General features: G+C 72.5%; 25 protein-coding genes. 13 read left to right on the top strand and 12 right to left on the bottom strand.

What is annotated here, in order from left to right; all coding sequences use genetic code 11:
* Positions 1-40: 40 nt before the first annotated feature.
* From A8711_RS08310 to A8711_RS08330, 5 genes are all read right to left on the bottom strand, one after another.
* The gene (locus A8711_RS08310; RefSeq protein ID WP_069087875.1) at positions 41-1,156 is read right to left on the bottom strand and encodes a nucleotide disphospho-sugar-binding domain-containing protein; all 1,116 of its coding nucleotides are present in this window, start codon (positions 1,154-1,156) and stop codon (positions 41-43) included.
* 95 nt (positions 1,157-1,251) lie between these two features.
* Positions 1,252-2,235, bottom strand: coding sequence for an NAD(P)-dependent oxidoreductase (locus A8711_RS08315; protein ID WP_069087876.1), 984 nt, complete (start codon positions 2,233-2,235; stop codon positions 1,252-1,254).
* On the bottom strand, positions 2,232-2,984 hold the full coding sequence (locus A8711_RS08320; RefSeq protein WP_233514704.1) for a trans-aconitate 2-methyltransferase: 753 nt from the start codon (positions 2,982-2,984) through the stop codon (positions 2,232-2,234). Before A8711_RS08320 ends, A8711_RS08315 begins: the two co-directional genes overlap by 4 nt.
* A complete protein-coding gene (locus A8711_RS08325; RefSeq protein ID WP_069087877.1) occupies positions 2,981-4,213 on the bottom strand; it encodes a class I SAM-dependent methyltransferase in 1,233 nt (410 codons plus the stop codon). Before A8711_RS08325 ends, A8711_RS08320 begins: the two co-directional genes overlap by 4 nt.
* A gap of 35 nt (positions 4,214-4,248) precedes the next feature.
* A complete protein-coding gene (locus A8711_RS08330; RefSeq protein ID WP_043325280.1) occupies positions 4,249-5,073 on the bottom strand; it encodes a cyclopropane-fatty-acyl-phospholipid synthase family protein in 825 nt (274 codons plus the stop codon).
* A gap of 164 nt (positions 5,074-5,237) precedes the next feature.
* Here A8711_RS08330 and A8711_RS08335 point away from each other — a divergent pair, with 164 nt between their 5' ends.
* The 3 genes from A8711_RS08335 to A8711_RS08345 all read left to right on the top strand — a co-directional run bounded on the left by A8711_RS08335 (position 5,238) and on the right by A8711_RS08345 (position 7,596).
* Positions 5,238-6,242, top strand: coding sequence for an ATP-binding cassette domain-containing protein (locus tag A8711_RS08335; protein WP_051611109.1), 1,005 nt, complete (start codon positions 5,238-5,240; stop codon positions 6,240-6,242).
* Positions 6,243-6,247: 5 nt separating this feature from the next.
* Complete coding sequence (locus A8711_RS08340; RefSeq protein ID WP_205798118.1) at positions 6,248-7,063, top strand: ABC transporter permease; 816 nt, start codon at positions 6,248-6,250, stop codon at positions 7,061-7,063.
* A gap of 101 nt (positions 7,064-7,164) precedes the next feature.
* Positions 7,165-7,596 carry an SRPBCC family protein gene (locus A8711_RS08345; RefSeq protein ID WP_176722772.1) on the top strand — a complete coding sequence of 144 codons (432 nt, stop codon included), beginning with the start codon at positions 7,165-7,167 and terminating at the stop codon, positions 7,594-7,596.
* A 44-nt stretch (positions 7,597-7,640) separates the two neighbouring features.
* On the opposite strand, the gene A8711_RS08350 is transcribed toward A8711_RS08345, so the two are convergent.
* Positions 7,641-9,044, bottom strand: a complete 1,404-nt coding sequence (locus A8711_RS08350; RefSeq protein ID WP_064447364.1) for an NDP-hexose 2,3-dehydratase family protein — start codon at positions 9,042-9,044, stop codon at positions 7,641-7,643.
* A gap of 94 nt (positions 9,045-9,138) precedes the next feature.
* On the opposite strand from A8711_RS08350, the gene A8711_RS08355 reads away from it, so the two are divergent.
* Together A8711_RS08355 and A8711_RS08360 are read left to right on the top strand one after the other, a co-directional pair.
* Positions 9,139-9,864: a DUF899 family protein gene (locus A8711_RS08355; protein WP_069087878.1), complete on the top strand. Its 726-nt coding sequence runs from the start codon at positions 9,139-9,141 to the stop codon at positions 9,862-9,864.
* 17 nt (positions 9,865-9,881) lie between these two features.
* A complete protein-coding gene (locus A8711_RS08360; protein ID WP_069087879.1) occupies positions 9,882-11,690 on the top strand; it encodes a hypothetical protein in 1,809 nt (602 codons plus the stop codon).
* A 12-nt stretch (positions 11,691-11,702) separates the two neighbouring features.
* On the opposite strand, the gene A8711_RS08365 is transcribed toward A8711_RS08360, so the two are convergent.
* Positions 11,703-12,293 carry a hypothetical protein gene (locus A8711_RS08365; protein ID WP_233607694.1) on the bottom strand — a complete coding sequence of 197 codons (591 nt, stop codon included), beginning with the start codon at positions 12,291-12,293 and terminating at the stop codon, positions 11,703-11,705.
* Positions 12,294-12,465: 172 nt separating this feature from the next.
* Between A8711_RS08365 and A8711_RS08370 the strand changes: the two genes are divergently transcribed.
* Both A8711_RS08370 and A8711_RS08375 read left to right on the top strand, forming a co-directional pair.
* Positions 12,466-12,804, top strand: a complete 339-nt coding sequence (locus tag A8711_RS08370) for a hypothetical protein (protein ID WP_069087880.1) — start codon at positions 12,466-12,468, stop codon at positions 12,802-12,804.
* A gap of 98 nt (positions 12,805-12,902) precedes the next feature.
* Complete coding sequence (locus A8711_RS08375) at positions 12,903-13,307, top strand: DoxX family protein (protein WP_069087881.1); 405 nt, start codon at positions 12,903-12,905, stop codon at positions 13,305-13,307.
* Positions 13,308-13,343: 36 nt separating this feature from the next.
* Here A8711_RS08375 and A8711_RS08380 read toward each other — a convergent pair whose 3' ends face one another.
* Together A8711_RS08380 and A8711_RS08385 are read right to left on the bottom strand one after the other, a co-directional pair.
* The gene (locus A8711_RS08380) at positions 13,344-14,468 is read right to left on the bottom strand and encodes a glycosyl hydrolase 53 family protein (RefSeq protein WP_069087882.1); all 1,125 of its coding nucleotides are present in this window, start codon (positions 14,466-14,468) and stop codon (positions 13,344-13,346) included.
* An 11-nt stretch (positions 14,469-14,479) separates the two neighbouring features.
* Positions 14,480-15,655: a cellulose binding domain-containing protein gene (locus tag A8711_RS08385; protein WP_064447358.1), complete on the bottom strand. Its 1,176-nt coding sequence runs from the start codon at positions 15,653-15,655 to the stop codon at positions 14,480-14,482.
* A gap of 203 nt (positions 15,656-15,858) precedes the next feature.
* Between A8711_RS08385 and A8711_RS08390 the strand changes: the two genes are divergently transcribed.
* From A8711_RS08390 to A8711_RS08405, 4 genes are all read left to right on the top strand, one after another.
* Positions 15,859-16,137 (top strand): zinc ribbon domain-containing protein, encoded by a 279-nt coding sequence (locus A8711_RS08390; RefSeq protein ID WP_069087883.1) that lies wholly within the window; start codon positions 15,859-15,861, stop codon positions 16,135-16,137.
* Positions 16,138-16,158: 21 nt separating this feature from the next.
* Complete coding sequence (fmdA, locus tag A8711_RS08395; protein WP_069087884.1) at positions 16,159-17,412, top strand: formamidase; 1,254 nt, start codon at positions 16,159-16,161, stop codon at positions 17,410-17,412.
* A gap of 13 nt (positions 17,413-17,425) precedes the next feature.
* The gene (locus tag A8711_RS08400; RefSeq protein WP_069087926.1) at positions 17,426-17,755 is read left to right on the top strand and encodes a cupin domain-containing protein; all 330 of its coding nucleotides are present in this window, start codon (positions 17,426-17,428) and stop codon (positions 17,753-17,755) included.
* A gap of 75 nt (positions 17,756-17,830) precedes the next feature.
* Complete coding sequence (locus A8711_RS08405) at positions 17,831-18,244, top strand: nuclear transport factor 2 family protein (RefSeq protein WP_064447356.1); 414 nt, start codon at positions 17,831-17,833, stop codon at positions 18,242-18,244.
* 8 nt (positions 18,245-18,252) lie between these two features.
* Here A8711_RS08405 and A8711_RS08410 read toward each other — a convergent pair whose 3' ends face one another.
* On the bottom strand, positions 18,253-19,230 hold the full coding sequence (locus A8711_RS08410; protein WP_069087885.1) for a phosphotransferase family protein: 978 nt from the start codon (positions 19,228-19,230) through the stop codon (positions 18,253-18,255).
* Between the two features lie 405 nt (positions 19,231-19,635).
* Between A8711_RS08410 and A8711_RS08420 the strand changes: the two genes are divergently transcribed.
* Together A8711_RS08420 and A8711_RS31955 are read left to right on the top strand one after the other, a co-directional pair.
* Positions 19,636-20,724 (top strand): epoxide hydrolase family protein, encoded by a 1,089-nt coding sequence (locus A8711_RS08420; protein WP_064447354.1) that lies wholly within the window; start codon positions 19,636-19,638, stop codon positions 20,722-20,724.
* A 551-nt stretch (positions 20,725-21,275) separates the two neighbouring features.
* On the top strand, positions 21,276-22,223 hold the full coding sequence (locus A8711_RS31955; RefSeq protein WP_124778781.1) for a matrixin family metalloprotease: 948 nt from the start codon (positions 21,276-21,278) through the stop codon (positions 22,221-22,223).
* Positions 22,224-22,390: 167 nt separating this feature from the next.
* On the opposite strand, the gene A8711_RS08430 is transcribed toward A8711_RS31955, so the two are convergent.
* Positions 22,391-23,287 carry a hypothetical protein gene (locus tag A8711_RS08430; protein WP_069087887.1) on the bottom strand — a complete coding sequence of 299 codons (897 nt, stop codon included), beginning with the start codon at positions 23,285-23,287 and terminating at the stop codon, positions 22,391-22,393.
* Positions 23,284-23,667 carry a PadR family transcriptional regulator gene (locus A8711_RS08435; RefSeq protein WP_043325311.1) on the bottom strand — a complete coding sequence of 128 codons (384 nt, stop codon included), beginning with the start codon at positions 23,665-23,667 and terminating at the stop codon, positions 23,284-23,286. The genes A8711_RS08430 and A8711_RS08435 overlap by 4 nt, the downstream gene beginning before the upstream one ends.
* Positions 23,668-23,693: the final 26 nt, after the last annotated feature.

A 23,693-nucleotide genomic window follows, 5' to 3' on the forward strand; every position in this document is an offset into this window, starting at 1 on the left:
CAACGGGCGGCGGGCGGCGACGAGCCGCCCGCCGCCGCGCTCACACCGCCGCGGCCAGCCGGGGCACCACCTCGGCCGGGGACGGCAGCGCCGCGATCTCGGCCCGCACCTCGCCGGTCACCCGGCCCAGCTCCGCGTCGGTGAGCAGCCGGCCGATCGCGGCGGCGTCCAGCTCGTCCACCGAGCCCAGCACGTGCGCCAGCCCCCGGCCGCGCAGCAGCTCGCCGGTGACCAGCTCGTCCGGCGAGCCGGGCAGCACCAGCTGGCGGACGCCGAGCGCGGCGCAGGTCAGCGTCGTGCCGTCGCCGCCATGGTGGATCGCGGCGGCGCAGCCGCGCAGCAACTGGTTCAGCGGCACCCAGCCGGTGGTCCGCACGTTCGGCGGCAGGTCGGCCGGAGCGGCCGACTCCCCGATCGCCAGCACGAACTCGGCGTCCAGCCCGGGCGCGGCGGCGAGCACCCGCGCGATGCCGGCGGCGAACCGGTCCGGCCCGCCGAGCGTGCCGAACGTGACGGCGATCCGGGGCCGGGCGACCGGTTCCCGCAGCCAGTCGGGCAGCACCCCGCCGCCGTTGTACGGCACGTAGCGCATGGAGATGTCGGCCGGTCCGCCCTCGACCAGGCTGGGCGGGGCGATGTCGACGGTCCGGATGCCCTCGGGCAGCGTCACCCCGTGCCGGCGCATCGCCACCGCGCCGGGCAGCTCGCGCAGCAGGTCGGGGGTGAACCGGGCCAGCCCGAGGCTGTGCGCCACCGCCGGCACCTTCAGCCGGGCGGCGACGACCGGGCCGACCGCGAAGATCGGGTCGTACACCACCAGGTCCGGCTGGACCCACTCGCCGAGCGCGACGTGGGCGTCGACGAACGGGTCCCAGGCCGACACGATGTACGGCTTGCGTTCCTCCATCTCCGCGATCGGGTCGGCGCCGATCGGCTCGAACAGGCGCGGCACGTCGCGGATGAACTGCGCCTGCATGTCCGAGGTGGTGCGTCCGGGCACGGCGTCCAGGACCGGCAGCCCGGCCCGGGCCACCGCCAGCGCGTCACCGGCGGTGACGAAGACGACCTCGTGCCCGGCGGCGCGGAACGCCCACCCGAGCGGTACCAGCGGGAACGCGTGGCCGATGGCCGGACCCGGCATGAACAGTACGCGCATGACTCCTGCCCTCCCTGTCGTCGCGGCGGCACGGCCGACGCCGTACCGCCGAGCCGGTGACGCCGGTCGCGCCACCTGTCGATTCCCCGCCGGCGCTACGGCGCCCGCTGACGCGGCGGCCCCGCCGCCGCCGGCTCCCCGTCGCCGGAGTAGCGGCGCAGCTCGTCGTGCCAGAAGTCGGTGACCGCCCGGCGCAGGTCGCGGCGCGGCCGCCAGCCGAGGGCCGCCGCGGCGGGCGCCGGGTCGACGCACGACCACCGGGTCCCGGCCCGCCAGCCGGCCGGGCCGGCACGCTCCACCACTGTCGCCTGCACCCCGCTGACCTGCACCAGGAGCCGGACCAGCGTCCGCACCGGCACCGCCTCGCCGCGGCCGATGTCGAGGACGCGGCCGGTCACCGGGCGCCCGGCGGCGGCCAGCACGGCCTCGGCGGCGTCCCGGACGTCGACGAAGTCACGCCGGGCCTCCAGCGGGGCGAGCGTCACCCGCGCGGCGACGCCGGCCCGCGCGGCCGGCGCCAGCGCGGCGGCGACCCGGCCCAGCAGGCTGGTCGCGGGCAGCCCCGGGCCGAGCGCGTTCACCAGCCGCAGCACCACCGCGTCGACCTCACCGGCGTCGGCCGCCGCCAGCACGGCCCGGGTCGCGGCCAGTTTCGCCCGGCCGTACGCGGTGTCCGGCGCGGGCGTACGGCGCGGATCGGCCGGCGCGACCGGCTGCCCGTACTCCAGCACCGAGCCGAGATGGACCAGCCGGGGGCGGCAGGCGGCGCGGCGCAGCGCGTCGAGCAGCAGCGCGCTGAGCCGGGTGCAGCGCTCCGCCATCCGGCCGGGGTCCAGTCCCCAGCTGCTGCCGGTGGAGTCGACCACGGCGACCGGGTCCTCGGCGTCCAGCAGCCGCGCCAGCGTCCCCGGACCGGTGCCGCCGAGGTCGAGCGCGGTGAACCGGTGCCGGTCGCCGGCCGGGGCGCGGCGGGCCACCGTGAGCACGTCGTGGCCGGCGTCGGCGAAGGCGTCCGCGACATGGGCGCCGACGAACCCGGTGCCGCCGAGCACGACCACGCGAGGCCGGTCGCCGGTCACCGCGCACCTGCGGGCCGGGCGATCCACAGGCCCCACCGGAACGGCGGCGCCGTGACGTGCGCGGCGGCGAGCCCGGCCCGGGCGAACGCGGCGGCGAAGTGCTGCGGCCGGAACAGCGTCAGATCGGTCGTCGCGGTGTCGTGCCGGATACCGGCCTCCGGGTCGGCGTACGCCTGGTGCACTGTCATCCGGATCCGGTCGCGCGCGTCGTCGAGCCACGTCGAGTGGGACAGCCGGACCACCACCCGGTCCTGCTCCTGCACCATGTCGCGGGCCACGTAGCCGGGGACGAACGTCTCCGGCGTGTACCAGGGCTCGACCGCCAGCACGCCGCCCGGCGTCAGGTGGGCGGCCAGCCGTGCGACGGTCCGGTCCAGTTCGGCGGCGCCGCGCAGGTGCGGCACCGCGAAGAGGCAGACCACCACGTCGAAGGTGTCGGCCAGGTCCAGGTCGCGCATGTCGCCCTCGTGCAGGGCCACGTCCGGCACCCGGGCACCGGCTCGGGCCAGCATCTCCGCGGACAGGTCCACGCCGGTCACCGGGGCGAAGTGGGTCCGCAGGTGCTCCAGGTGCAGCCCGGTGCCGCAGGCCACGTCGAGCAGCGAGGCGGCGGCCGGGTTCCGGCGCCGGACCGTCCGGGCGAGCGTGGCGGCCTCGGCGATGTGGTCGCGGCCCCGGTGCCGCATCACCAGGTCGTAGATCTCCGGGTATCCGGCGCGGTAGAAGCCGCGCGCCACCGATGCCGTCACCGTACGCGCACGGTGGGCACGTAGTGGATCCACCGGCCGCCGGCGGCCCGGAAGCCGGTCTCCTTCGCCATGATCTCCTCGGCGTGGTTCCAGGCGAAGAGCACCGCGTAGTCCGGGTACGGGTCGGCGAATGCCTCGGGCGGGCGGACCGGGATGTGCGCGCCCGGGGTCAGCCGGCCCTGCTTGGCCGGGGTGGTGTCGCAGACGTACGAGATCAGCTCCGGCCCGAGCCCGCAGTAGTTGGTGACGGTGGCGCTCTTCGCGGTGGCCCCGTAGGCCGCGACGGTGCGGCCCTCCTCTCTCAGCGAGCGCAGCAGCGCGACCAGCTCGGACCGGGTACGCGCGACGGCGGCGGCGAACCGGCGCAGCGCCGCCTCCCCGGTCACTCCCTGCTCCCGTTCCTGGCGCAGCAGGTCGGCGACGGCCGGGGACGGGGTACGCGCCCCGGCGCGGGCGAGCGTGTAGCGCACCTCGCCGCCGTGCACCGGGAGCCGCCGCACGTCCACGAGCTCCAGCCCGAAGCGGGCCGCGGCGGCCCGTACCGAGTGGGCGGTGAAGTAGTAGAAGTGCTCGTCGTAGATCTGGTCGAAGGCGGTCCGGGCGAGGATGTCGCCGAGGTACGGGTCCTCGAAGACGAGGACGCCGCCGGGGGCGAGCAGCAGCCGCGCGCCGCGCAGCACCGAGTCCAGGTAGGGCAGGTGGCAGATCGTGTTGGCGGCGTAGATGACGTCGGCCGGCCCGTCGGTGGCGAGCACGTCGGCGGCGGTCTCCTCCTCGAAGAAGTCGGTACGCACCCGTACGCCCTGCCCACGGGCCAGCTCGGCCACCCCGGCGGACGGCTCGAAGCCGAGGTGGCGTACGCCGGCCGCGGCCACGGTCCGCAGCATCACCCCGTCGTTGCAGCCCAGCTCGACGCAGAACGCGCCGGGCCGGGTCAGCTCGGTGGCGAGCAGTTCCCGGCCGGTGCCGGTGAAGTGCGCGCGCATCACCGACGACAGCGACGAGCGGTACGGGTAGTCGTGGTGGAACATCCGCTCGCGCGGCACCTCCTCGACGAGCTGGACCATCGTGCAGTCGGCGCACCGGCCCACCGCGAGGCGGTAGAAGAACTCGCCGTCGAGGTCGGCCGGGCGGGGGAACGCGTCGGAGAGGGGCTGGCGGCCGAGGTCGAGCATCTCGGTCACCGGGCCGCCGCAGATCCGGCAGCCGGTGACGGCGGGGGCGGTCATCTGCCTGCTCCTTCCGGTCACCGGTGCCGGGCGGGTCAGCGCGGCTTGTGGGCGGCGATGACGACGCACCCGACCTTGGTCCGCAGGACGTCGAGCACGGCCGGCATCTCGGCGAGGAAGGCGTCGATCTTCTCGGCGCCGTGCGCGGCGGCGAGCGTGTCGCGCCGCTGCTGCACCCGCTCGTGGTAGGCGGGGAACGAACGGCTGATCTTGTCGCCGCAGCTGAGGAACTCGTCCACCACGAATCCGGCGTCGCGGACCAGGTCGAACGCGGCCATCGGCGGGCCGGGCGGGGCGAGGGTGAAGTCGGTGAGGATCTGCCGGTCCCGCTCGGTGAGCGGGGCGTCCTCGGCGAGGTCGGTGAGCACGAGCCGGCCGCCGGGCTTGAGTACGCGGCGGATCTCGGCGAGCCACTGCCGGCGGTCCTGCGCGTGCACCAGGGACTCGAAGGCGAGCACCTTGTCGAAGGAGGCGTCGGGGTAGCTCAGCGCGGCGGCGTCGCCGAGCTCGAAGCGGACCTGGCCGCGCAGCCCGGACTCGTTGACCCGTTCCCGGGCCCGCTTGAGGTGCTCGGCGCTGTTGGTGATGCCGGTGATGTCGGCGTCGCTGCGCTGGCCGAGCCGGATGGCCGGCTCGCCGGCGCCGCAGCCGACGTCCAGCAGCCGATCGCCGGGGCGCAGCCCGAGGCGGTCGCCGACGATGTCGGTGAACCGGTTGATGGCCTCCAGGAAGGGCGTGCGGTCGTCGTCGTCCTCCCACCATCCGAAGTGGATGTTTCCGCCGAGCACCTCGACGGCCCAGGCACCGTCGTCGTAGATCTCCGCTACCTCGTCGATTTCGGTCAGCTCGCGTGTGGACACGTCCGCTCCTCCACTCTCGGCGGCAAGTTGCTGCTTGAGAATGTTATAGCTATCGACCGACGGGTGTCCATGCGACGATCACGTGGTGGCGGAACGCGCGCGACGCGCGGATCAAGAGGCGTGACCGGAGCGAAACGTCCTGCTACTATATGTTTGTGAACACAATGTCGCGTACGGCTGGGTTGTCCGCACAGCAGACCGACACTCCCGCCATCGAGATCACACGATTGCGCAAATCCTACGGCGAGGTGCGCGCGCTCGACGGGATCGATCTGCGCGTGTCGGCCGGAAGCGTGTTCGGCGTGCTCGGCCCCAACGGCGCCGGGAAGACGACGATCGTCCGCACCCTCGCCACGCTCGTCCCGCCCGACAGCGGCGAGGTCCGCGTGCTCGGCCACGACGTGGTGCGCGAGGCCGGGGCGATCCGCGACCGGATCGGGCTGACCGGGCAATACTCGTCGGTCGACGAGGAACTGTCCGGCCGGGACAATCTCGTCCTGCTCTCCCGGCTACGCGGCTTCTCCTGGAGCGCGGCCCGCCGCCGCGCCGAGGAGCTGCTCGCCACGTTCGGCCTGGAGGAGGCCGCCGCCCGGCTGGTGCGGACCTACTCCGGCGGCATGCGCCGTCGGCTCGACATCGCCAGCAGCATGATCGTGACACCCGACCTGATGTTCCTCGACGAGCCGACCACCGGGCTGGACCCGCACAGCCGCAACCAGGTGTGGGAACTCGTCCGGGGCATGGTCGGCGAGGGCGCCACCGTCCTGCTCACCACGCAGTATCTCGACGAGGCCGACCAGCTCGCCGACCGGATCGCGGTCGTCGACCACGGCCGGGTCATCGCCGAGGGCACGCCGGTGGAGCTGAAGCGGTCGATCGGTGCGAGCGTGCTGCGGGTGCGGTTGCGCGACGCCGGGCAGCGGGAGACGGCAGAGCGGATGCTGGCGGAGGCGCTGGGCACGGCGGTGCACGCCGGCGCCGACCGGATGGAGCTGACCGCGCAGGTCGCGGCCGAGGAGGAGGCCACCCGGGCGCTGGCCGCCCTCACCGGGGCCGGCGTCGGCCTGGCCGAGTACGCCTTCGGCCACGCCACCCTGGACCAGGTGTTCCTCGCCCTCACCGGGCATCGGGCGGACGGCTCGCGGACCGAGACCGAGGAGGCGGCGTGAGCAGCATGGTGGAGACCGGCACCGGCCGTGGCGCCTCGGCGCCGTCCGCGGCGCGGCCGGCACGTCCCGGCGCGCTGTCGTCCACGCTGACCTTCGCGTGGCGGGCGGTGCAGAAGGTACGCCGCGACCCGACGCAGATCCTCGAGGCGCTCGGCGTGCCGGTCATGTTCACGCTCGTCTTCGGCTTCCTGTTCGGCGGCGCGCTGGCCGGTTCGACGTCGAGCTACATGCAGTTCTACATCCCGGGCATCGTGGTGTTCACCGGGATCATGATCAGCATGCGGATCGGCGCGGTGGTCAACCTGGACAACTCCCGGGAGGTGACCGACCGCTTCCGCGCGCTGGCCATCTGGCGGCCCGCCGCGATCGTCGGCACCCTGCTCGGCAACAACGTGCTCTACGTCGTCGGCTGCGCGGTCGCCGTGGCGGTCGGGCTCGCGGTCGGCTTCCGGCCCGACGGTGGCGTGCTCGGCGTCCTCGCCACGATCCTGATCACCCTGGTCTTCGTCTTCTCCTTCTCCTGGGTGTACGTGGTCTTCGGGCTCGCCCTGAAGTCACCGACCGCCGCGCTGAGCGCCTGCCAGGCGATCGTCTTCCCGGTGTCGTTCGTCAGCAACTTCTTCGTGCCGCAGGAGACGCTTCCCGGCTGGCTGCAGGCCGTGGTCGGCCTGAACCCGTTCGCGTTGACGGTCACCGCCGCGCGCGGCCTGGCCCACGGCACGGCGACCGCCGGTGAGGTAGGCGCGGCGCTGGTCGGCTGCGCGGCGCTGGTGGCCGTCTTCGCCCCGCTCTCCATGTTCCTGTACCGCCGGCGGGCCTGACCCCGCCACCGTTTGTACGCAGTGCCGATGACACGAGAAGGGAACACGGCTACCCCGTGGACAGCGACCGTTTGACTCAACCGCCTGCCGTCACCGCGCAGATGCTCATCCGCAGGCCCGCCGCCGAGGTCTTCGAGGCGTTCGCGGACCCGGCGGTGACGACGAAGTTCTGGTTCACCAAGAGCAGCGGCCGGCTCGAACCCGGCGCCACCGTCACCTGGGACTGGGAGATGTACGGCGTCTCCACCGTCGTCACGGTCAAGGACGTCGAGAAGAACAGCCGCATCCTGGCCGAGTGGGACCCGGAGTCCCCCACCCAGCTCGAGTGGCGGTTCCTGCCGGGCGAGGGTGACACGACGCTGGTCCGGGTCACCGAGACCGGCTTCGCCGGCAGCGCCGACCAGGCCGTGGCGAAGGCGATCGACTCGATGGGCGGGTTCACCATGGTGCTCTGCGCCTGCAAGGCGCTGCTGGAGCAGGGTGTGCTGCTCAACGCGGTCGGCGACGCCCACCCGACCGGCTTCGGCGACTGACCGCCGTCGCGGCGGGCGGACCGGGCGCGACCCGGTCCGCCCGCTCAGCCGGCGTCCAGCAGCCCGCGCAGGCAGGCGATCAGGCTGCGGGCCGAGACGTTCACGTAGTTGCTGTGCCGCAGCAGTTCCGAGAGCTGGTGCAGCGTCACCCAGCGGTACTGGTCGCTCTCCAGGTCGACGTCGTCGGTCTCCACCACCAGATAGCTGCTACGGGCCCGGTAGAGCCGTCCGCCCTCCTCGGAGAGGAGCGCGCGGAACCGGACCCGCTCCGGCGGCGCGCCGAGCACCTGGTCCAGGAAGGGCGGACGCGCGGCGGCGGGCAGGTAGTCGAGCGTGGCGGGCGTGCACTGGACCGTCGGCGCCAGTTCCACCACGTCGACGAAGCCCGGTTCGACCCGGGCGTGCGCCAGCACGTGCAGCACACCGTCGAGACGGGTGGCCAGGAACGCCACCACCCCCTGGCCGCAGGGCCGCAGCATCGGCTGCGACCAGCTCGCCACCTCGCGCCCCTCGGCGTCCACGTCCACGCCGATGACCTCGAAGAACAGCCCACTGTCGTGTCGCAGGGAGACCTCGCCGAGATGCCACGCCGCCTGTCCGCGCAGCGCCGTCCGGTCGGCGTCCACCTCGGTCCGGCTGCGGACGTCGGTGATCCAGTGCAGCAGCTCGCCGGTGTGGTGCCGGCTGCCCGGCCCGGGCCGGCAGGAGCGGCGCAGCGCGGCCGTGAAGGCGTCCCCGGCCGGGCCGGCCGCCCGGGCCGTCAGCTCCGCCGGCAGGCACGAGAGCACGGTACGGATGTCCATGTTGACCAGGTCGTCGTGGCGCAGGAGCCGGTGCAGCTGGGCGAGGCTGAGCCAGCGGAACCCGGGCGGCGGCACGATGTCCTCGTCGGTGAGGACCACCATGTTGCGGTTGCGTTTGCGCAGGAACCAGGACCCGTGCTCGGACTGGCGGACGTCCACGAGCACCCGGCGCGGGTCCGGGTCGCGGAAGTGATGCAGGAACGGCACCGGGCGGCCGCCGTGGACGCCGGTCCAGTTGCTCCGGGTGGCCTGGACGGTGGGCGCGAGCTGGTGGCCGTCCTGGTTGCCGGGCTCCGCCTTGGCCTGCACCAGCACCCGCAGCGTGTCGCCGTCGCGGCGGGCGAGCAGCCCGAGGATACCCACCTCCGGCTGGTGCAGCACCGGCTGGTCCCAGCGGGGCACGGCCGCGCCCGGCACCTCGACGGAGAGCCCTTCCACCCGGAAGAACCGGCCGCTGCGGTGGGCCAGGACTCCGGTGTCGGCGTCCTGACGCCAGCCGCGCAGGCCGGCCAGGGGCACGACGTCCACACGCATCGGGGCCTGGCGGCGCCAGTCGGCGAGCCACTCGTGGATGTCGGCGTCGGGGTCGGCGGTGGCGAACCGGCCGTGCTGCGGCAGCCCTGGTGGCGCGGTCGTCTCCGTCACGCGCGTACCCCCTTTGTCGGCACCTACCCGTTGATCACTTCTATATCCTATAGCGAACGGCCGGCGTTAGCGCGGGTCGAGGAAGGACGAGAGGATGACTGAGGACGCGAGCGCGCCGGCGCTGCCGATGTGGCCGGACGGCGCCGACGCCGGATACGTGGCCGCGCGGCTGCGCCTCGCCGAGGCCGAACGCCGCCTGTGTGACCAGATCGAACAGGTCGCCGCCGCCCGGCGGGAGCTGCCGCTCGGCGCGCCGGTGGCCGACGTCGCGCTCACCGAGGGACCGGCCGACCTGACCGCGCCCGGCCCGTTGCACCCCGTCCGGCTGTCCGCGCTCTTCGGCGCGCACCGCACGCTCCTCGTCTACCACCTGATGTTCCACCCGGACGCCGACGCCGCCTGCCCGATGTGCTCGATGTGGGTGGACGGGTTCCACGGCGTCGCCCACCACCTCCAGCAGCACACCGCGTTCGTGGTGGTCGGCAAGGCCCCGGCGGAGAAGCTGCGCGCCTGGGGCGCCCGGCGCGGCTGGGCCGGCCTGCGGCTGCTCTCCAGCCACGGCACCGACTTCAACGCCGACCTGCGCGCCGAGCACCCGAACGGCGACCAGCGCCCGATGGTCAGCGTGCTGGTCCGCGACGGCGACGGCGTCCGGCACTTCTACAGCCAGCCGGCCAACTTCGTCGACGGCACCGAGCGCGGCATCGACCTGCTCTCCCCGGTGTGGAACGTGCTCGACCTGCTGCCGCGGGGCCGCGGCGACTGGTACGCCGCCAACACGTATCCCCCGGTTGCCGACCCGGCCGATCGACCCGTGTGACAGCCGAGGAGACACGAGTGCCCGACCGCACCGCGACACCGCGTACCGCCGACGGTCGCCGGGGCGTACCCCGATCGGCCGGACGGCTCACCGGCGCGGCCCTCGCCGCAGTGGCGGCCACGCTGCTGGCGGCGGGGCCGGCCCACGCCGCGGACGGCGGCGGTGTCGCGCCGGCCGCCACCGGGTTCGCCGCGCTGCTCGCCCTCGCCGCGACGGCCACCACGGCCGGGCTTGTGCTGCTGCGACCGCTCGCCGCCCCGGCGCCCCGCCGCCTCACCGCCCCGGCGGTGACCGCCGCCGTCGCGCACCTGCTCACCCTCGGCCTGGGCGGGGACGCCCCCGCCGCCGGAACGCTCGTGCTCGCGGCGGCCTGCCTCGCCCTGCCCGGGTGCGCCGGGCGGCGCGCGGTCGGCGTACCCCTGGCTCTGCTCGTGTCCGCCGGGGCCGGCCTGCTGGCGCTGCCCACCGCGACAGTCGCGGAGGCGACGGCCGCCGCCGGGCACGGGCTCGCCGCCGCGGTGCTGCTGGGCGGCGTCGCCACAGTGCTCGGCGCGGACTCGGCCCGGCGGCGCGTCGCCCACCGGGCGGCGCCCTGGATGCTCGCCGCCGCCACCGCCGAGGCGGCGGCCGGCGCGGTGCGGCTCGGTACCGACCACGCCGCCCTCGGCCCGGAAGGCCCCGGATGGGCCGGCCCGGCACGCTGGGTCTGCCTTGCGGTCGCCGTGGCCGGAGCCGTGGGCCTGGGCGCCGGCCTGCGACGCCGACGGCAGCCGGACCGGGCGTTGCTGCGGGGACAGGCGGTCGTGCTGCCCGCGGTCGTCATCGTCGCCGCCACCGCGACCGCCGTGGCGCTGCCCGCGCCGCCCGGCCGCCCCGGCGCGCCGCTGCTGGTCGCAGTGGACAACGGCGGCCGGGGCCTCCCGCTGGTGGTGGCGCCGCAGCGGCCCGGCTGGAACCTCGTGCACGTCGGCGCGGAGGGAGTCTCGGTCGGGACGCGGGCGGACCGCCTCTCCCCCGCCGGCCGGCTGCCCGGTGCCACCAACGGCTGGGCCCTCGTACACCTTCCGCCCGGCCCGAGCCGGCTGCACGTCGCGTACGGCGGACGCCAGGCCGTGATTCGGCTGGACGCCGGGGCGGCCGACGCGCCCGGTCCCGACCTGCGCGGTCCGGACGGGCCGGAGTGCGTCAGCGCGGCCCTCGGCGTGCTCCTGCGGGACGACCCGCAGCCGCTGTCGCGCTGCCCCGCGGACGCCCTCACCTCCGGTGACCGCGAGGACCTCGACGCCACAGTCGCCTTCCTCGTGCCCCGGGCCGAGGGCGCCCTCAGCGTCGTGGGCGACTCCTCGGCCCGCTCCGTCGCGGCGGTCGCCGCCGTCACCGACGCCGCGCGCCGCGCCGGACTGCGTGTCGTACCCCCGGGGTCCGGACGGCATCCGACGCTCGTGGTCACCGGCTGGGCCGGGGCGGAGGCGGCGCTGCGCGACGCCGCGCGGGGGCCGGGCGCGGCGGCCGGCACCTATCTGGCGCCCTGGCTGCTCACCGCCGCGGTGCTGCGCCCCGCGACCGGGCAGATGCTCGCGCTCCGGTTCGACCCACGCGCGGAGCCGGTGTCCCGGTACGTCGCGGAGCTGGCCCGCCGTTTCCCCGGCGAACCCGCCACCGTCTCCGGTTACCTGGCCTGGCAGGGCGGCTCACCCGCCGGGCCGGCCCGGATGTACGCGGCGGCCGCGGTCTCGCTGCCCGGCCCGGTGGCGCACGGCGGGCACGGCCGTTCCGGCTTCCTGCCCGGCGGCACGGTGACCGCGGTGACCGGCCCGCTCGGCTGAGCCGCGACCGCGCTACCGCCCGGGCGGACTCCCGATGATCTTCGGACAGTCCTCGGCGGTCCGTCGCAAGTCCTGGTGGTAGTACGCCCGCAGTCCGGCACGCGCGGCCGCCGGAGCCCCGAGCCAGCGGAGCAGGTTGCGGCCGTCACTGCGGGGCGAACTCCCCGGAACGAGGTTGCCCAGGCCGAGCAGCGCTCCGACGAACGCGGCGCTGAACAGCGCCAGGCACGTCGACACCGTTGCCGTGTGCGTCGCCACGACGACGAGCGCCGCGGCGGCGCCCAGGTTCGCCACCGGGCCGCCGAGATGGAACAGCGCCATCCGCAGCGGCAACGCCGGCATCGACGCCGACGGCCGGACCGACACCTCGTTGCGCCATCCGGTGAAGGGCGCGATGTGGACCGCGACGACCGGCAGGCGCAGCAGCTTCGCCGCGACGAGGTGGCCGCCCTCGTGCAGGGCGAGGTGCAGCCACAACGACAGGCAGGTGAGGCCGGCGGCGGCGATCGCACCCGTCAGGGACTCGGTGACGAGCAGCGCGAGCGCCATCGTCTCCACCGCCAGCAGCAGAGACGCGGCGACGAGCCGGCGGCGCAGCTTCACCGGGCGATGGTACGGCCTGATCGACCCATTGGGCGGCCCCGGAAATCGGATGCCTGGCCCGATCCATGATCAGCAGAATGGGGGCGTCCACCGGCGACGGGAGGTGACCGGCATGCCAGAGAGGCGTTAGTCCCGCGCATGGTGCGCGGGCGGCCGGAAGGGCGGTCGTCACATGGCCCGTACCGACATCCACCGACCCGAGCGTGTGCAGCAGCGGGATCCGTACCTGCGCCGCTGGTTCACCGACATCCACCGGCACCACCTGGGCGCCTGCGATCTGGCCGAGTTCCTCGCCGCGCCCGAGTGGATCCGCACCCGCTGCCACCGCGAGGTGTCGGCGCAGGCGCCCAACCTCTGCGGCTGCCGGCTCTGCACGTTCCAGGCCTGCCGCAGGCTCGGCCGCCGCCAGGAGCGCGTCGCCTGGCGTTCGATCCGCCGGCGGCTGCTCGCCGAGCACCGGGGCGGCGAGCGTGATCTCGACGTGCCCCCGATCCGCGGCAAGGCCTGGTAGCGGTCCGCCGGATCACCGATGAGTTCACATGTCCCGGCCGGTCTCAGCTGGTGCATCCGTTCGGATGCACCAGCTGATTCTTCAGGAGGACGAGAGCCATGAGCGTTGTCGACACCACTCCCCCGCCCGTCGCCCGTGGGCTGCACCGCACGCTGTGGGTGCTCCAGGGTTTCCTCGGCGTCTTCTTCATCGTCGCCTCGGCCGGCCCCAAGTTGTTCGGCGAGACGAACACCGTCCAGTCCTTCGAGGACATGGGCGCAGCGCCCTGGTTCCGCTACTTCATCGGCCTGGTGGAGCTGGCCGGTGGCATCGGGCTGCTGGTGCCGCGGCTCGCCGGCCTGGCCGCCGTCGGGCTGGCGCTGCTCATGGTCGGCGCCGCCATCACCCAGGCGTTCATCCTGGACGGCGGCGCGCTGGTCATCACCCCGGTGGTGCTGTTCTTCCTGTTCGTGTTCGTCGCCTGGGGCCGGCGCGACTCGATAGGCCGCCTCTTCAGGCGATGAGCAGGCGGGTGCACCCGGGGTGCGGCCGGCGGCCGGTCACGGCGTCCAGCGCACCCCCGGGTTCACCCGCCCGGACCAGTCGAAGACGGCCATGTTGTCCCAGCCGTTCCCGGTGCCGTTGATGTTCGCCGGGTCCCAGCCGTTGCCGGGGACGGCGTACCAGGTCGGCTCCCAGTAGAAGACCCCGATGGCGCCGGCGTTGCGGGCGGTGTTCTGGACCCAGTCGAACTGCTGGGCCTGCCCGGCCCAGGTCGCGCTGATCCCGTCGCAGGTGACGTCGCCGATGACGTTCGGCTGGCCGTCCGCGTCGTCCCGGGTGAACGGGTACGCGGTCTCCACGATCACCACCGGCTTCCCGTAGCGGTTCCGCAGGTCGACGATGTTGTTGTAGAGGTTCGCCAGGCTGCCGTGCCACATGCAGTAGTACGACAGCGCGGTCATGTCCCACTGCACGCCCTGGGCGCGGATGCCATCGTAGAACCAGCGGGCGTTGGCGTTGCTGTCGGCGTTGGCGGTGTGGATCATGACCTGGATGCCGCCGCCGCAGGCCTTCACCGCGTTGTAGCCCTGCTTCAGCAGGCCGGCCAGCGGGGCGAAGTCGTTGTTGACGACCTTCCCCTCGTTCCACAGCATCCCGACGTTGATCTCGTTGCCGATCTGCACGCTGTCCGGCAGCGTGCCCTGCCCGCGCAGGGCGGCGCAGACGTCGTACGTGAAGGCGTACACGTCGTTGCGCAGCTGGTTCAGGCTGTGGCCGGCCCAGGCGGCCGGCTTGTACTGCTTGCCGGGGTCGGCCCAGGTGTCGGAGTAGTGGAAGTCGATGAGGACCTTGAGGCCCTTCGCCTTGGCCGCTCTCGCCTGGACCAGCACCTTGCTCTTGTTGTTGTAGCCGCTGGCCGGGTTGTTCCAGACGCGCAGCCGGACGTAGTTGACGCCGGCGGACCTGAGGATGTCCAGCGGGTCACGGGCGACCCCGCCCGCGTCGTAGTACTTCGCCCCCAGGTCCAGGCTGCGCTGCAACGACGAGACGTCCGCGCCCCGCATGCTCAGCGTGTTCGCGGCGGCGACGGGCGCCGGCGTACCCCCGATCGTGGTGGTGAGGGCGAGGACGACGGCCGTGACGGCCCCGGCCAGGGCGCGGCGGCGGTGGCGTGTGGTCACAGGACTTCCTCTCAGCCGACTGTGCAGGGGGCGCCGTTGAGCGAGAAGCCGGTCGGCGGCGCGTCGCTGGCGCCCCACCGTCCCTGGAAGCCGAAGGTCGCGGATCCGTCCGGGGCGATGACGCGGTTCCAGTCGACGTTGCGGGCGGTCACCGTGGCGCCGGCCTGCCCGACCGTGGCGTTCCACGCGTTGGTGATCTGCTGGTCGCCGGGGAAGCCGAACGTGACGATCCAGCCGTCGACCGCCGCCGTCCCGGTGTTCTGGACCGTCACCGTGGCCACGAAGCCGCCGGCCCACTCGGACTGGTTCCGGTAGGTCACCCGGCAGGTCGAGGGCGGCGGTGGTGGCGGAGTGGTCGTCGTGGGCACGGTGACGGTGTTGGAGGCGATCGACACGTTGCCGGCGGCGTCCCGGGCCCGCACGTAGTACAGGGTGCGCAGCGGCGTCGACGGGGGCAGCGGCCCGGTGTACGTGGTCCCCGGCACGGTGGCGACGAGCGTCGAGGTGAACCAGCCGTCGAACCGGTAGACGTTGTACCCGAGCACGCCGACGTTGTCGGTCGACGGTGCCCAGGACAGCGTGGCGGTGGAGCCGGTCACCTCGCCGACTGTGAGGTTCTGCGGCGCGCTCGGCGGGGTGGTGTCCGGGCCGGTGTCGGTCACCGGGGTGACCACAGTCAGCGCGTCGGTGGCGGCCGAGCGGCGGCCGTCGCCGTCGCGGGCCGACACCCGGAACGAGTACTGCCGGCCCGGCTGGATGTAGTTGGTGATCGTGGTGGTGGTGACGTCGCCGAGGCTGAGGCTGTAGATCACGTCGTCGAACGCCTGGTAGTAGGTGATGTCGTACCCGACGACCGGGCAGCAGCCGCGCGTGGCGGCCGTCCAGGTGAGGGTGACCGAGGTGGTCCGCACCTGGGTGGCGGTCAGGTTCGTGGGCGGGCTCGGCGGGAACGGCGTGGTGCTGGGCGTGCTGGGCGTCGACGTGGGCGGCGAGACGGTCCCGGTCGGGTCCGCGACGGGCGCCGCGGCCCCGCCGGGCGCCGGTGCGACAGCGGGGTACGCGGCGCCGGCGCCCGCCGGCGGCACCGCGGTCAGGGCGGCGCCGAGCACCGCCGTGGACACCACGACGGCCGCCGGCAGACCCGGCCGCAGACGGCGCAGAAGTGAGGACGAGGAGACGGCAGCCATACGCCGACGATGCCGCCAACGCATCGATGATCGCCAACGTATCCCACACCTCGGTCGGGGCGGCAACCCGGCGACCAAGGCACCACCTTTGCCTGATTCGTCGTTTTGCGCCGCCTATCTGAGCAATCAGCCACAATCGGAGAGACAGGGTGAGCCGCTGCGGAACGGCCACCGCACACACGAAGGCTGGACGGGAATCGGCGATGGCCACCTTCGAGTACCGCTGCCCGCAGGACGGCAGCTTCGACGTCGTGATGCCCGTCGGCACCGCGGGCCCGTCGACGAGCTGCCCCCGATGTGACGGCCCGGCGACCCGGGTGTTCTCCGCGCCCCGGCTCACCCGCACGCCGGCGGCGCTGCGCGAGGCCATCGACCGGACCGAACGCAGCGCGGAACAGCCGGAGGTGGTCGGGCAGGTGCCCGGCCGTCGCCCGGCGCGCCGCTCGACGAACCCGGCCCACGCCCGACTGCCCCGATGGTGACCACGAGAAGGGCTCAAGACCGTGCCTGAACTGCTGTTCCCCCTCGACTCCACGAAGAGGTTCACCGACCAGGAGAAGGTCGGGCACAACCGCTGGCATCCCGACATCCCGCCCGTGGCGACGGTACGGCCCGGACAGTCGTTCCGCGTCCACTGCCGCGAGTGGTTCGACGGCGCGATCCACAACGACGACTCCGCCGAGGACATCCGGGACGCTCCGCTGACCCGGGTCCACGCGCTCAGCGGCCCGTTCGCCGTCGAGGGCGCCGAGCCGGGCGACCTGCTCATGGTCGACATCCTCGACATGGGCCCGATCCCGCAGGAGTCCGGTCCGCTGGCCGGTCAGGGCTGGGGTTACACGGGCATCTTCCCCACCGGCAACGGCGGCGGCTTCCTCACCGAACAGTTCCCCGACGCGTACAAGGCGGTCTGGGACTTCACCGGCCGCAAGGCCACCTCCCGGCACATCCCCGGGGTCTCGTTCACCGGGATCGCCCACCCGGGACTGATGGGCACCGCCCCGTCCGCGTCGCTGCTCGCGACCTGGAACCAGCGGGAGGGGGCGCTGATCGCCACCGCACCCGACCGGGTGCCGCCCCTGGCCCTGCCTCCCGAGCCGCAGGACGCGATCCTCGGCAGCCTCACCGGCGCCGACTTCGACCGGGTGGCCGCGGAGGCGGCGCGAACCGCGCCGCCCCGGGAGAACGGCGGGAACCAGGACATCAAGAACTTCACCGTCGGCAGCCGGGTCTTCTACCCGGTGTTCGTGCCGGGCGCCAACCTGTCCCTCGGCGACCTGCACTTCTCCCAGGGCGACGGAGAGATCACCTTCTGCGGCGCCATCGAGATGGGCGGCTTCGTCGACCTGCACGTCGACCTGATCAAGAACGGCATGCAGACGTACGGCGTCGCCGAGAACACGATCTTCATGCCGGGTGACACGCCGCCGCAGTACTCCCAGTGGCTGGCCTTCTCCGGGCTCTCGGTCACCCTCGACGGCGAACAGCGGTACCTCGACTCGCAGCTCGCCTACCAGCGCGCGTGCCTGCACGCCATCGACTACCTGACCCGCTTCGGCTACCAGCCCGAACAGGCGTACCTGCTGCTCGGCGCCGCACCGATCGAGGGCCGGCTCTCCGGCGTGGTGGACATCCCCAACTCCTGCGCGACCGTCTACCTGCCCACCGAGATCTTCGACTTCGACATCCGGCCCTCGGCCGCCGGTCCGACCCGGATCGACCCGGGCAAGGGCGCCCCGAAAGCCACCATGCCGTGAGCAGGTGACCCTCGTGCAGAAGTCATCCCTGACCGCACTGGCCCGCGAACAGCTCAAGCTCGCGCACGCCTCCTCCAGCGGCCGCAGCAGCTCCACCGTCTACGGCGGCCACGAGCACAGGCTCCGCCAGACGATGATCGCGCTGACCGCCGGCCAGGCGCTCGGCGAGCACGAGAACCCCGGCGAGGCCACCGTCCACGTGCTGCACGGCCGGGTCCGGCTCGGCGCCGGCGAGACGTCCTGGGACGGCGCACCCGGCGATCTGCTGATCGTGCCGGACCGCCGGCACACGTTGGAGGCGCTCGAGGACTCGGCGGTGCTGCTCACCGTCGCCAAGCGCTGACCGGCGAACCCGCCGTCCCCGCTGACCAGTACAGGCGGTCAGCGCTCCCGGATAATCGCTGTTACGTTGTCGTCAATGGACACCGATGATCACCCCACGGGGAACGGCGGCGCGGATCTCCCCGGCGTCGAAGCTCTACGCGCCGCCGAACGGCGTCTTCAACGTGCCCAACTGTCCTCCGACGTCGCGGCGCTGGATCGGTTGATCGATGACCGGCTCGTGTTCACCGGGCCGGACGGCCGCCTCTACTCCAAGCAGGACGACCTGCACGTGCACCGATCCGGGCAGCAGACGATGACCCGGGTGGACGAGGAGGACCTGGCGGTCCTCGTGGCCGGCGGCACCGGTGTGACGTGGTTCCTCGGCACCGTGGAGGGCACCCTCGCCGGCGAGCCGTTTCTCGCCCGGGTCCGCTACACGCGCACATGGATCCTCGACGAGGACGAGGGGTGGCGCCTGCTCGCGGCACACGTCGGTCCGGCCGACTGAGGCTGCCGTCAGGTCGCGGCGAGCGCCTTGGTGATGTTCCACTCGGCCAGGTCGAGCATCCACTTCCGGTCCGGGAAGTCGGTGTCCGCGATCCGCAGTGGCCCTTCGATCAGGGACAACGTCTGCGCGTACCGGTAGAGCTCCAGCCGGTGGGGATCGAGATCGACCGGACGCAGCGCCGAATACGCTTCGCCGAAGCGCATCTGCAGCCAGGCATGATCCCATTCGACATCGAAGTACGTCAGCCCCTCGAAATCGATCATGACGGCCTCGCCGGCCGGCGTGACGAGCACGTGATCCGGGCCGAGTTCACCGTGCACCAGCCCGTACTCCACGCGCGGGGTGACCGCGCTCCTGAGACGGCGTACGTGGGCGGCGATCCGGTGATGGGCGTCGGCCAGCCGGGCGTCGCGGGCCGCTGCCGCGTCGAGGTGGCCGAGCGCCCGGTCGACGACAACGTCCTCCGCGCGCCGCGTCTGGGACGCCTCACCTCGCGCGACGGCCGCGACCTTGCCGTAGTACGGGCCGAAGGCGGTGTGCATGCGGCGCAGGGCATCGCCGAGCGCGGACAGCGGCCTGGCGGCGGTGGCCGGATCGTGTTCCAGCACCGCCTCCAGCCGTCGCGCGCCGGCGTCCTCGACGAGCGCGACGTCGGCGTCGAGGTGACGGCCGTCCCGGTCGATCATCATCAGATGCGGGACACGCACACCTGCCGCGGTGAGCGCCGCGTGGCTGGCGGCGAAGAGATCCGCGCCCGACGCATCGGTGAACGGGTCGTCCGGGATGGTCGGTGACGGGGGCCAGTAGTTCTCGTCCGCGGCCCACACGTACAGCATCACTGTTGTCCGGTCGTCCAGCCGGAGCCGGTAGACGCCCTTCTTGGTGCCGCCCGTCAGCCGGTCCAGGGCAGCGAGCCGCCGGTCGGAGCCGAACTGGTCCGACACGAGGTCGTGCAGATCGTCCGGCTGCAGGAAGGTCCGCGTCATGGCCGCCTCTCGTCAGATCGAGGCAGCCAGGCTGCCAGGCCGAGCAGCGGCACACAACCGAGTTGACGCAGCGGACTTCGCGGACCGGCCCGCCCCGGCGCTGACCGTGTTCGCGCTGCTGATGCAGGTCGGCTTCATCGATGGTGCCACCGAGCAGCCGGCGCTTCCGCAGATGTTGGAGCCGTCCGGCGGCAGCCCGGGCGGTGGCTGCGGGGATCCGCCCCGGCCGGCAGCCGGTGGACAGGACATGCCCAGGGTGTAGGCCGTCATGGACAACGAGCCGTAGGCGTAGCCGTCGACGAGGACCTCGGTGTCGGGGATGTCTCGCCCGGATCGGAGATCGAGTCTGCAGCCTGCCCATTCGGGCGGCTGCCGAGTGACTCCTTGCGATGGAATCATGATCAGGTGACGCCCTTCCACATCGATGTGCCCGAAGCCGTCCTGGACGACCTGCGGGCTCGGCTCTCGCGGACAAGGCTCGCGCCGGCCGCCCCAGGAGAGCCGTGGGGCGCCGGCACCGACCCTGCGTACCTGGCAGATCTGGTGCGGTACTGGCTCGACGGATTCGACTGGCGTGCGGTCGAGCGTGCCCTCAATCGGCACCCTCAGTTCGTCACCACGGTCCGAGGCGCGCCGGTCCACTTCGTTCATGTCCGCTCGGCATCGCCCGACGCCACGGCGCTGATCCTGACCCATGGCTGGCCCAGCACGTACACGGAGATGCTGCCCCTGGTATCCCGGCTCGCAGACTTCGACCTCGTCATACCGAGCCTGCCGGGCTTCGTCTTCTCCGGACCACTCGCCGAGGGCCCGACGACCGAGGCGGCTGTCGCGGACGTGTGGGCTGAGCTGATGACCCGTCTGGGCTACGACCGCTTCGGCGCCTACGGTGGCGACATCGGGTCCGGCGTGTCGACGTGGCTCGGCGCCCGCCACGCAGATCGGGTCATCGGGGTCTTCTCGCAGCACATCAAGTTCCCGCCGGCGGACCGCAGGGGCGACCTCAGCCCAGCCGAGGAGGCGTTCGTCGCCATGCTCGACGCGAAGGCCCAGGATGACTGGGGCTACGGAATCATCCAGGAGACACGGCCCGACACCCTTGCGGCCGCGCTGAGCGACTCGCCGTCCGGACTGGCCGCATGGATCATCGAGAAGTACCAGCGCTGGAGCGACTGCGGCGGCGACATCTCCCGCCGGTTCGGCTTCGACGAACTGCTGACCACCGTGATGCTGTACTGGGTGACCAACTGCATCGGCACGTCCTTCCGCCCCTACCGTGACGACCGCCTGGCCCCACCACTGCCGATCGTCGCCGTGCCCGCCGGTATCACGGTCAGCGTGGAGGACGCCGGCCTGCCCCGGTCGTTCGCCGAACGCACCTACGCCAACCTCACCCACTGGCGCGAGCCCACCGTCGGCGGCCACTTCTTCGCCCAGGAAGAGCCCGACCTGCTCGCTGCCGACCTGCGCGCCTTCTTCAGCGCGCTGCGGTGATCCAGTAGCTCAACCGGCGGCACCGCCGACCCGGACCGGTACCTGGTGGTGCCAGTTGGCGCGCCGCAGGAGCCGGGTGGCCGCGATCGTCGCCGCCCACGTCGACCAGCTACGCGCCCGCCGCTCGGAGATGGCGCGCGGGGCATGCTGCGGCAGCCGGCGCGGAAACGACCAAAGAGGCCGCCGCCTCCGTCCGCCCGAAGGCAGGTGGAGGCGGCGGCCTCATCGCGTACGGGGTTATCAGGAGCGTCACGCTGAACAGCTCTCTGTCGCTCGTGCCGCCGAAGCTCCTGGGTGGACACATGATCGACCAGACGTAATTTCCGCACTGAGGAGCTTCCTGCTGCCTCGTCCTGTCCAGTTGTCGCGCACGGGCGAAGGACCTGAATCTTGACTAAGGGAACCCGGCCTCGTACAGTGTCCAGACATCCAAAAATTTAAGACTATGTCTCTCAACGGGGGTTGGGTGTTCCATGGCTCGAAAAGAAGGCCGTAGTAGGTCAGTTGGCACCGTAATCGCATTAACCGCTTTGATGCCTGCGGTCGCTTTGATGCCGACGACGCCGTCGTTCGCTGCCGAGATTCCATGCAGCTCAACCTTGTCACCAAGCGAGATCAAGTCGGTCGGCACTTCTTGCCAATTGGCTTCGGACACCGTCGTCCGAGTCGCCGAGGGTCTCGAGGTTGCAGTTCCGGAGCCAGGCATGGTCGCCATCGTGCAGGTTCTGCGGACGCCCGGCTCGACGGGCCCGAGCGCTGCTTCTGTCTATCGGGCGACCGACGGTCAGCTGGCGTTGCAGATCGACGAGACGCCCGCGCTTGGATCCACTGCCACAGCGGGCGCTCTCAAGCGCATCCTCGCCAAACGCGCAGAACCAGCCACCAAGCACCCAGAATCAGCCGGGGCAGCGAAGACTCAGTCATCTGGGCTCGCAGCTGTGCCTGCGTACTGCGGAAGCTCCTACGAATACAACTTCAGCGGCGGCGTATGGCAGCAATCTGTGTTTCCGTGGACCTACAACAGCCGGTCGCAGCCGGCCTCGGACGCGCTTCAAGCCATCAAGTACGGCTTCCAATTCATAACTGACACTTCTTCCGCATGCGGCACGTACTACACGTTCGCCTTCGCCGACTATCGAGGGTCAACCACCCGCTACACGTGGGGAACGAGGGACAACGGAAATGTAGTCGGATGGGCCGGATTTGATCCGGACATCTTGGGAGCCACCTACTCGTGGGTCGACGGCTCCGGCCTCAGGGTGGAGGTCGACATAGCATTCAACAACCGGGTCACGAACTGGTTCACCGGCCTTTCCGGGACTGTCCCTGCGGGGCGTTTCGACCTCATCTCCGTTGCCACGCATGAGGCTGGGCACGGCTTTGGCTTGGCGCACTACACGGGCAGCTCTTATCCGGTGATGTTCCCGACGCTCGGCACGGGAGTGAATAAGCGAGTCAAGCGAAGCGGTGATCTTACCGGGATGGGCACCTTGTACTGACAGGCAAGCCGTAGTACTCCGGCGTCGCTCGACTTCGGCGTTGGGTGTGGCGAGCCATGAGGACGGCCACCGCACGTTCATCGATGGTCTGAGGACCGCCGATGAACGTGCGGTGGCCGTGTGCCACAGTCGGCTACAGATCCCTGCCGGCCGCCGTTGTGGACCGGTCAGGCTCGGGTGCGCTGCCGCTGCCGGGTCGACACGACCGCGACGACAGCCATCAGGACCGCGACGACCAGGGACGGCAGGGCGTCCGGCCGGCGCAGCAACTCCCCCGTCAACCCGCTGTTGTCCAACTGGTGGAGCGTACCCAGCAGGAGGGTGGGGACGACGGCGATCAGCAGCCGCTGGTCGGCCGTGGCCACCCACAGGAATGCGGCAATCCCGGCGACGACCATGACGGCGACGACGATCCGCGGACCGGCGTCGGCCATGCGGAGGCCGCCCGCGGGGATGAGATGCAGGGCGAGGATGCCGGCGGTGACCAGGACGGCGTTGGCCCGGGGCGCCGGCGGCACGTCCGCCGGGCGCCGCAGCCCCAGCACGATCAGCGGCGCGGCGACGACCGGCGCCCACCACTGCGGCAGGCCGTTGAGGAACAGGTACTGCGAGATCACGGTCGGCACCACCGCCGCGGTCACCGCCAGAACGGCGGCGGTACGGGCGCGGCCCGCGACGAGCGCCACCAGCGCGGCGATCAGCACGATCTCGTGGATGCCCTGATTCCGCAGGACGGTCAGGGGGTCCGAGAGCCCGCCGAACTGGAACGCCTCGACGATGTCGTCCAGGCCGATGAGGACACCCAGCGCCAGCACCGCGAGGGCGCCGAGGTGGATGCCCTGCCAGAACAGCACGGCGGTGGGCCGGGGCGCGGCGCCGCCGCCGTACACCCGCAGGCCGCCCCGGACGAGCGAGGCCGCCTCCCGGGCGCTGGGCCGGCGGCGGGTGGTGGGTTCGTCGCCGATCAGCGTGTCGATCAGCTCGTCGGCGCGTTCGCGGCGGTAGTCGGCGGGGTAGGCCCGCAGCAGCATCCGGTAGCGCTTCTCCAGGACATCGGAACTCATGCTGGTCTGATCCTCGCGGTAGAAGGGTGACGGGCACTTGCCTGCGATTGGACCCGGCGCGGCAGGCGGTCCATGACCACCCGGGCGGCCTGGGCGAGCCGGTCGGCCTCTTCGGTGAGTACGAGACAGCCCTCGTCGGTGAGCCGGTAGTAGCGACGGGCACGCCCGTTGACGATCTCCTCACCGTCGGCGGTGACGAGGCCCTCGCCGAGCAGCCGGTCGATCACGGAGTACAGCGATCCGGCGGCGAGGGTCACCCGCCCGTCGGACAGCTCCTTGACCCGCTTGATCACGGCATAGCCGTGGAGCGGCCCGCCGAGCAGAGCGGCGAGGACGAAGTACGACGGTTCCCGTAGCGCGGGACGCGAAGCCGATCCCATGAGCCGAATATACAACCAACTTGAGT

It is taken from the genome of Micromonospora sp. II (assembly GCF_001709195.1).
GTDB classification, from domain to species: Bacteria; Actinomycetota; Actinomycetes; order Mycobacteriales; family Micromonosporaceae; genus Micromonospora; species Micromonospora chalcea.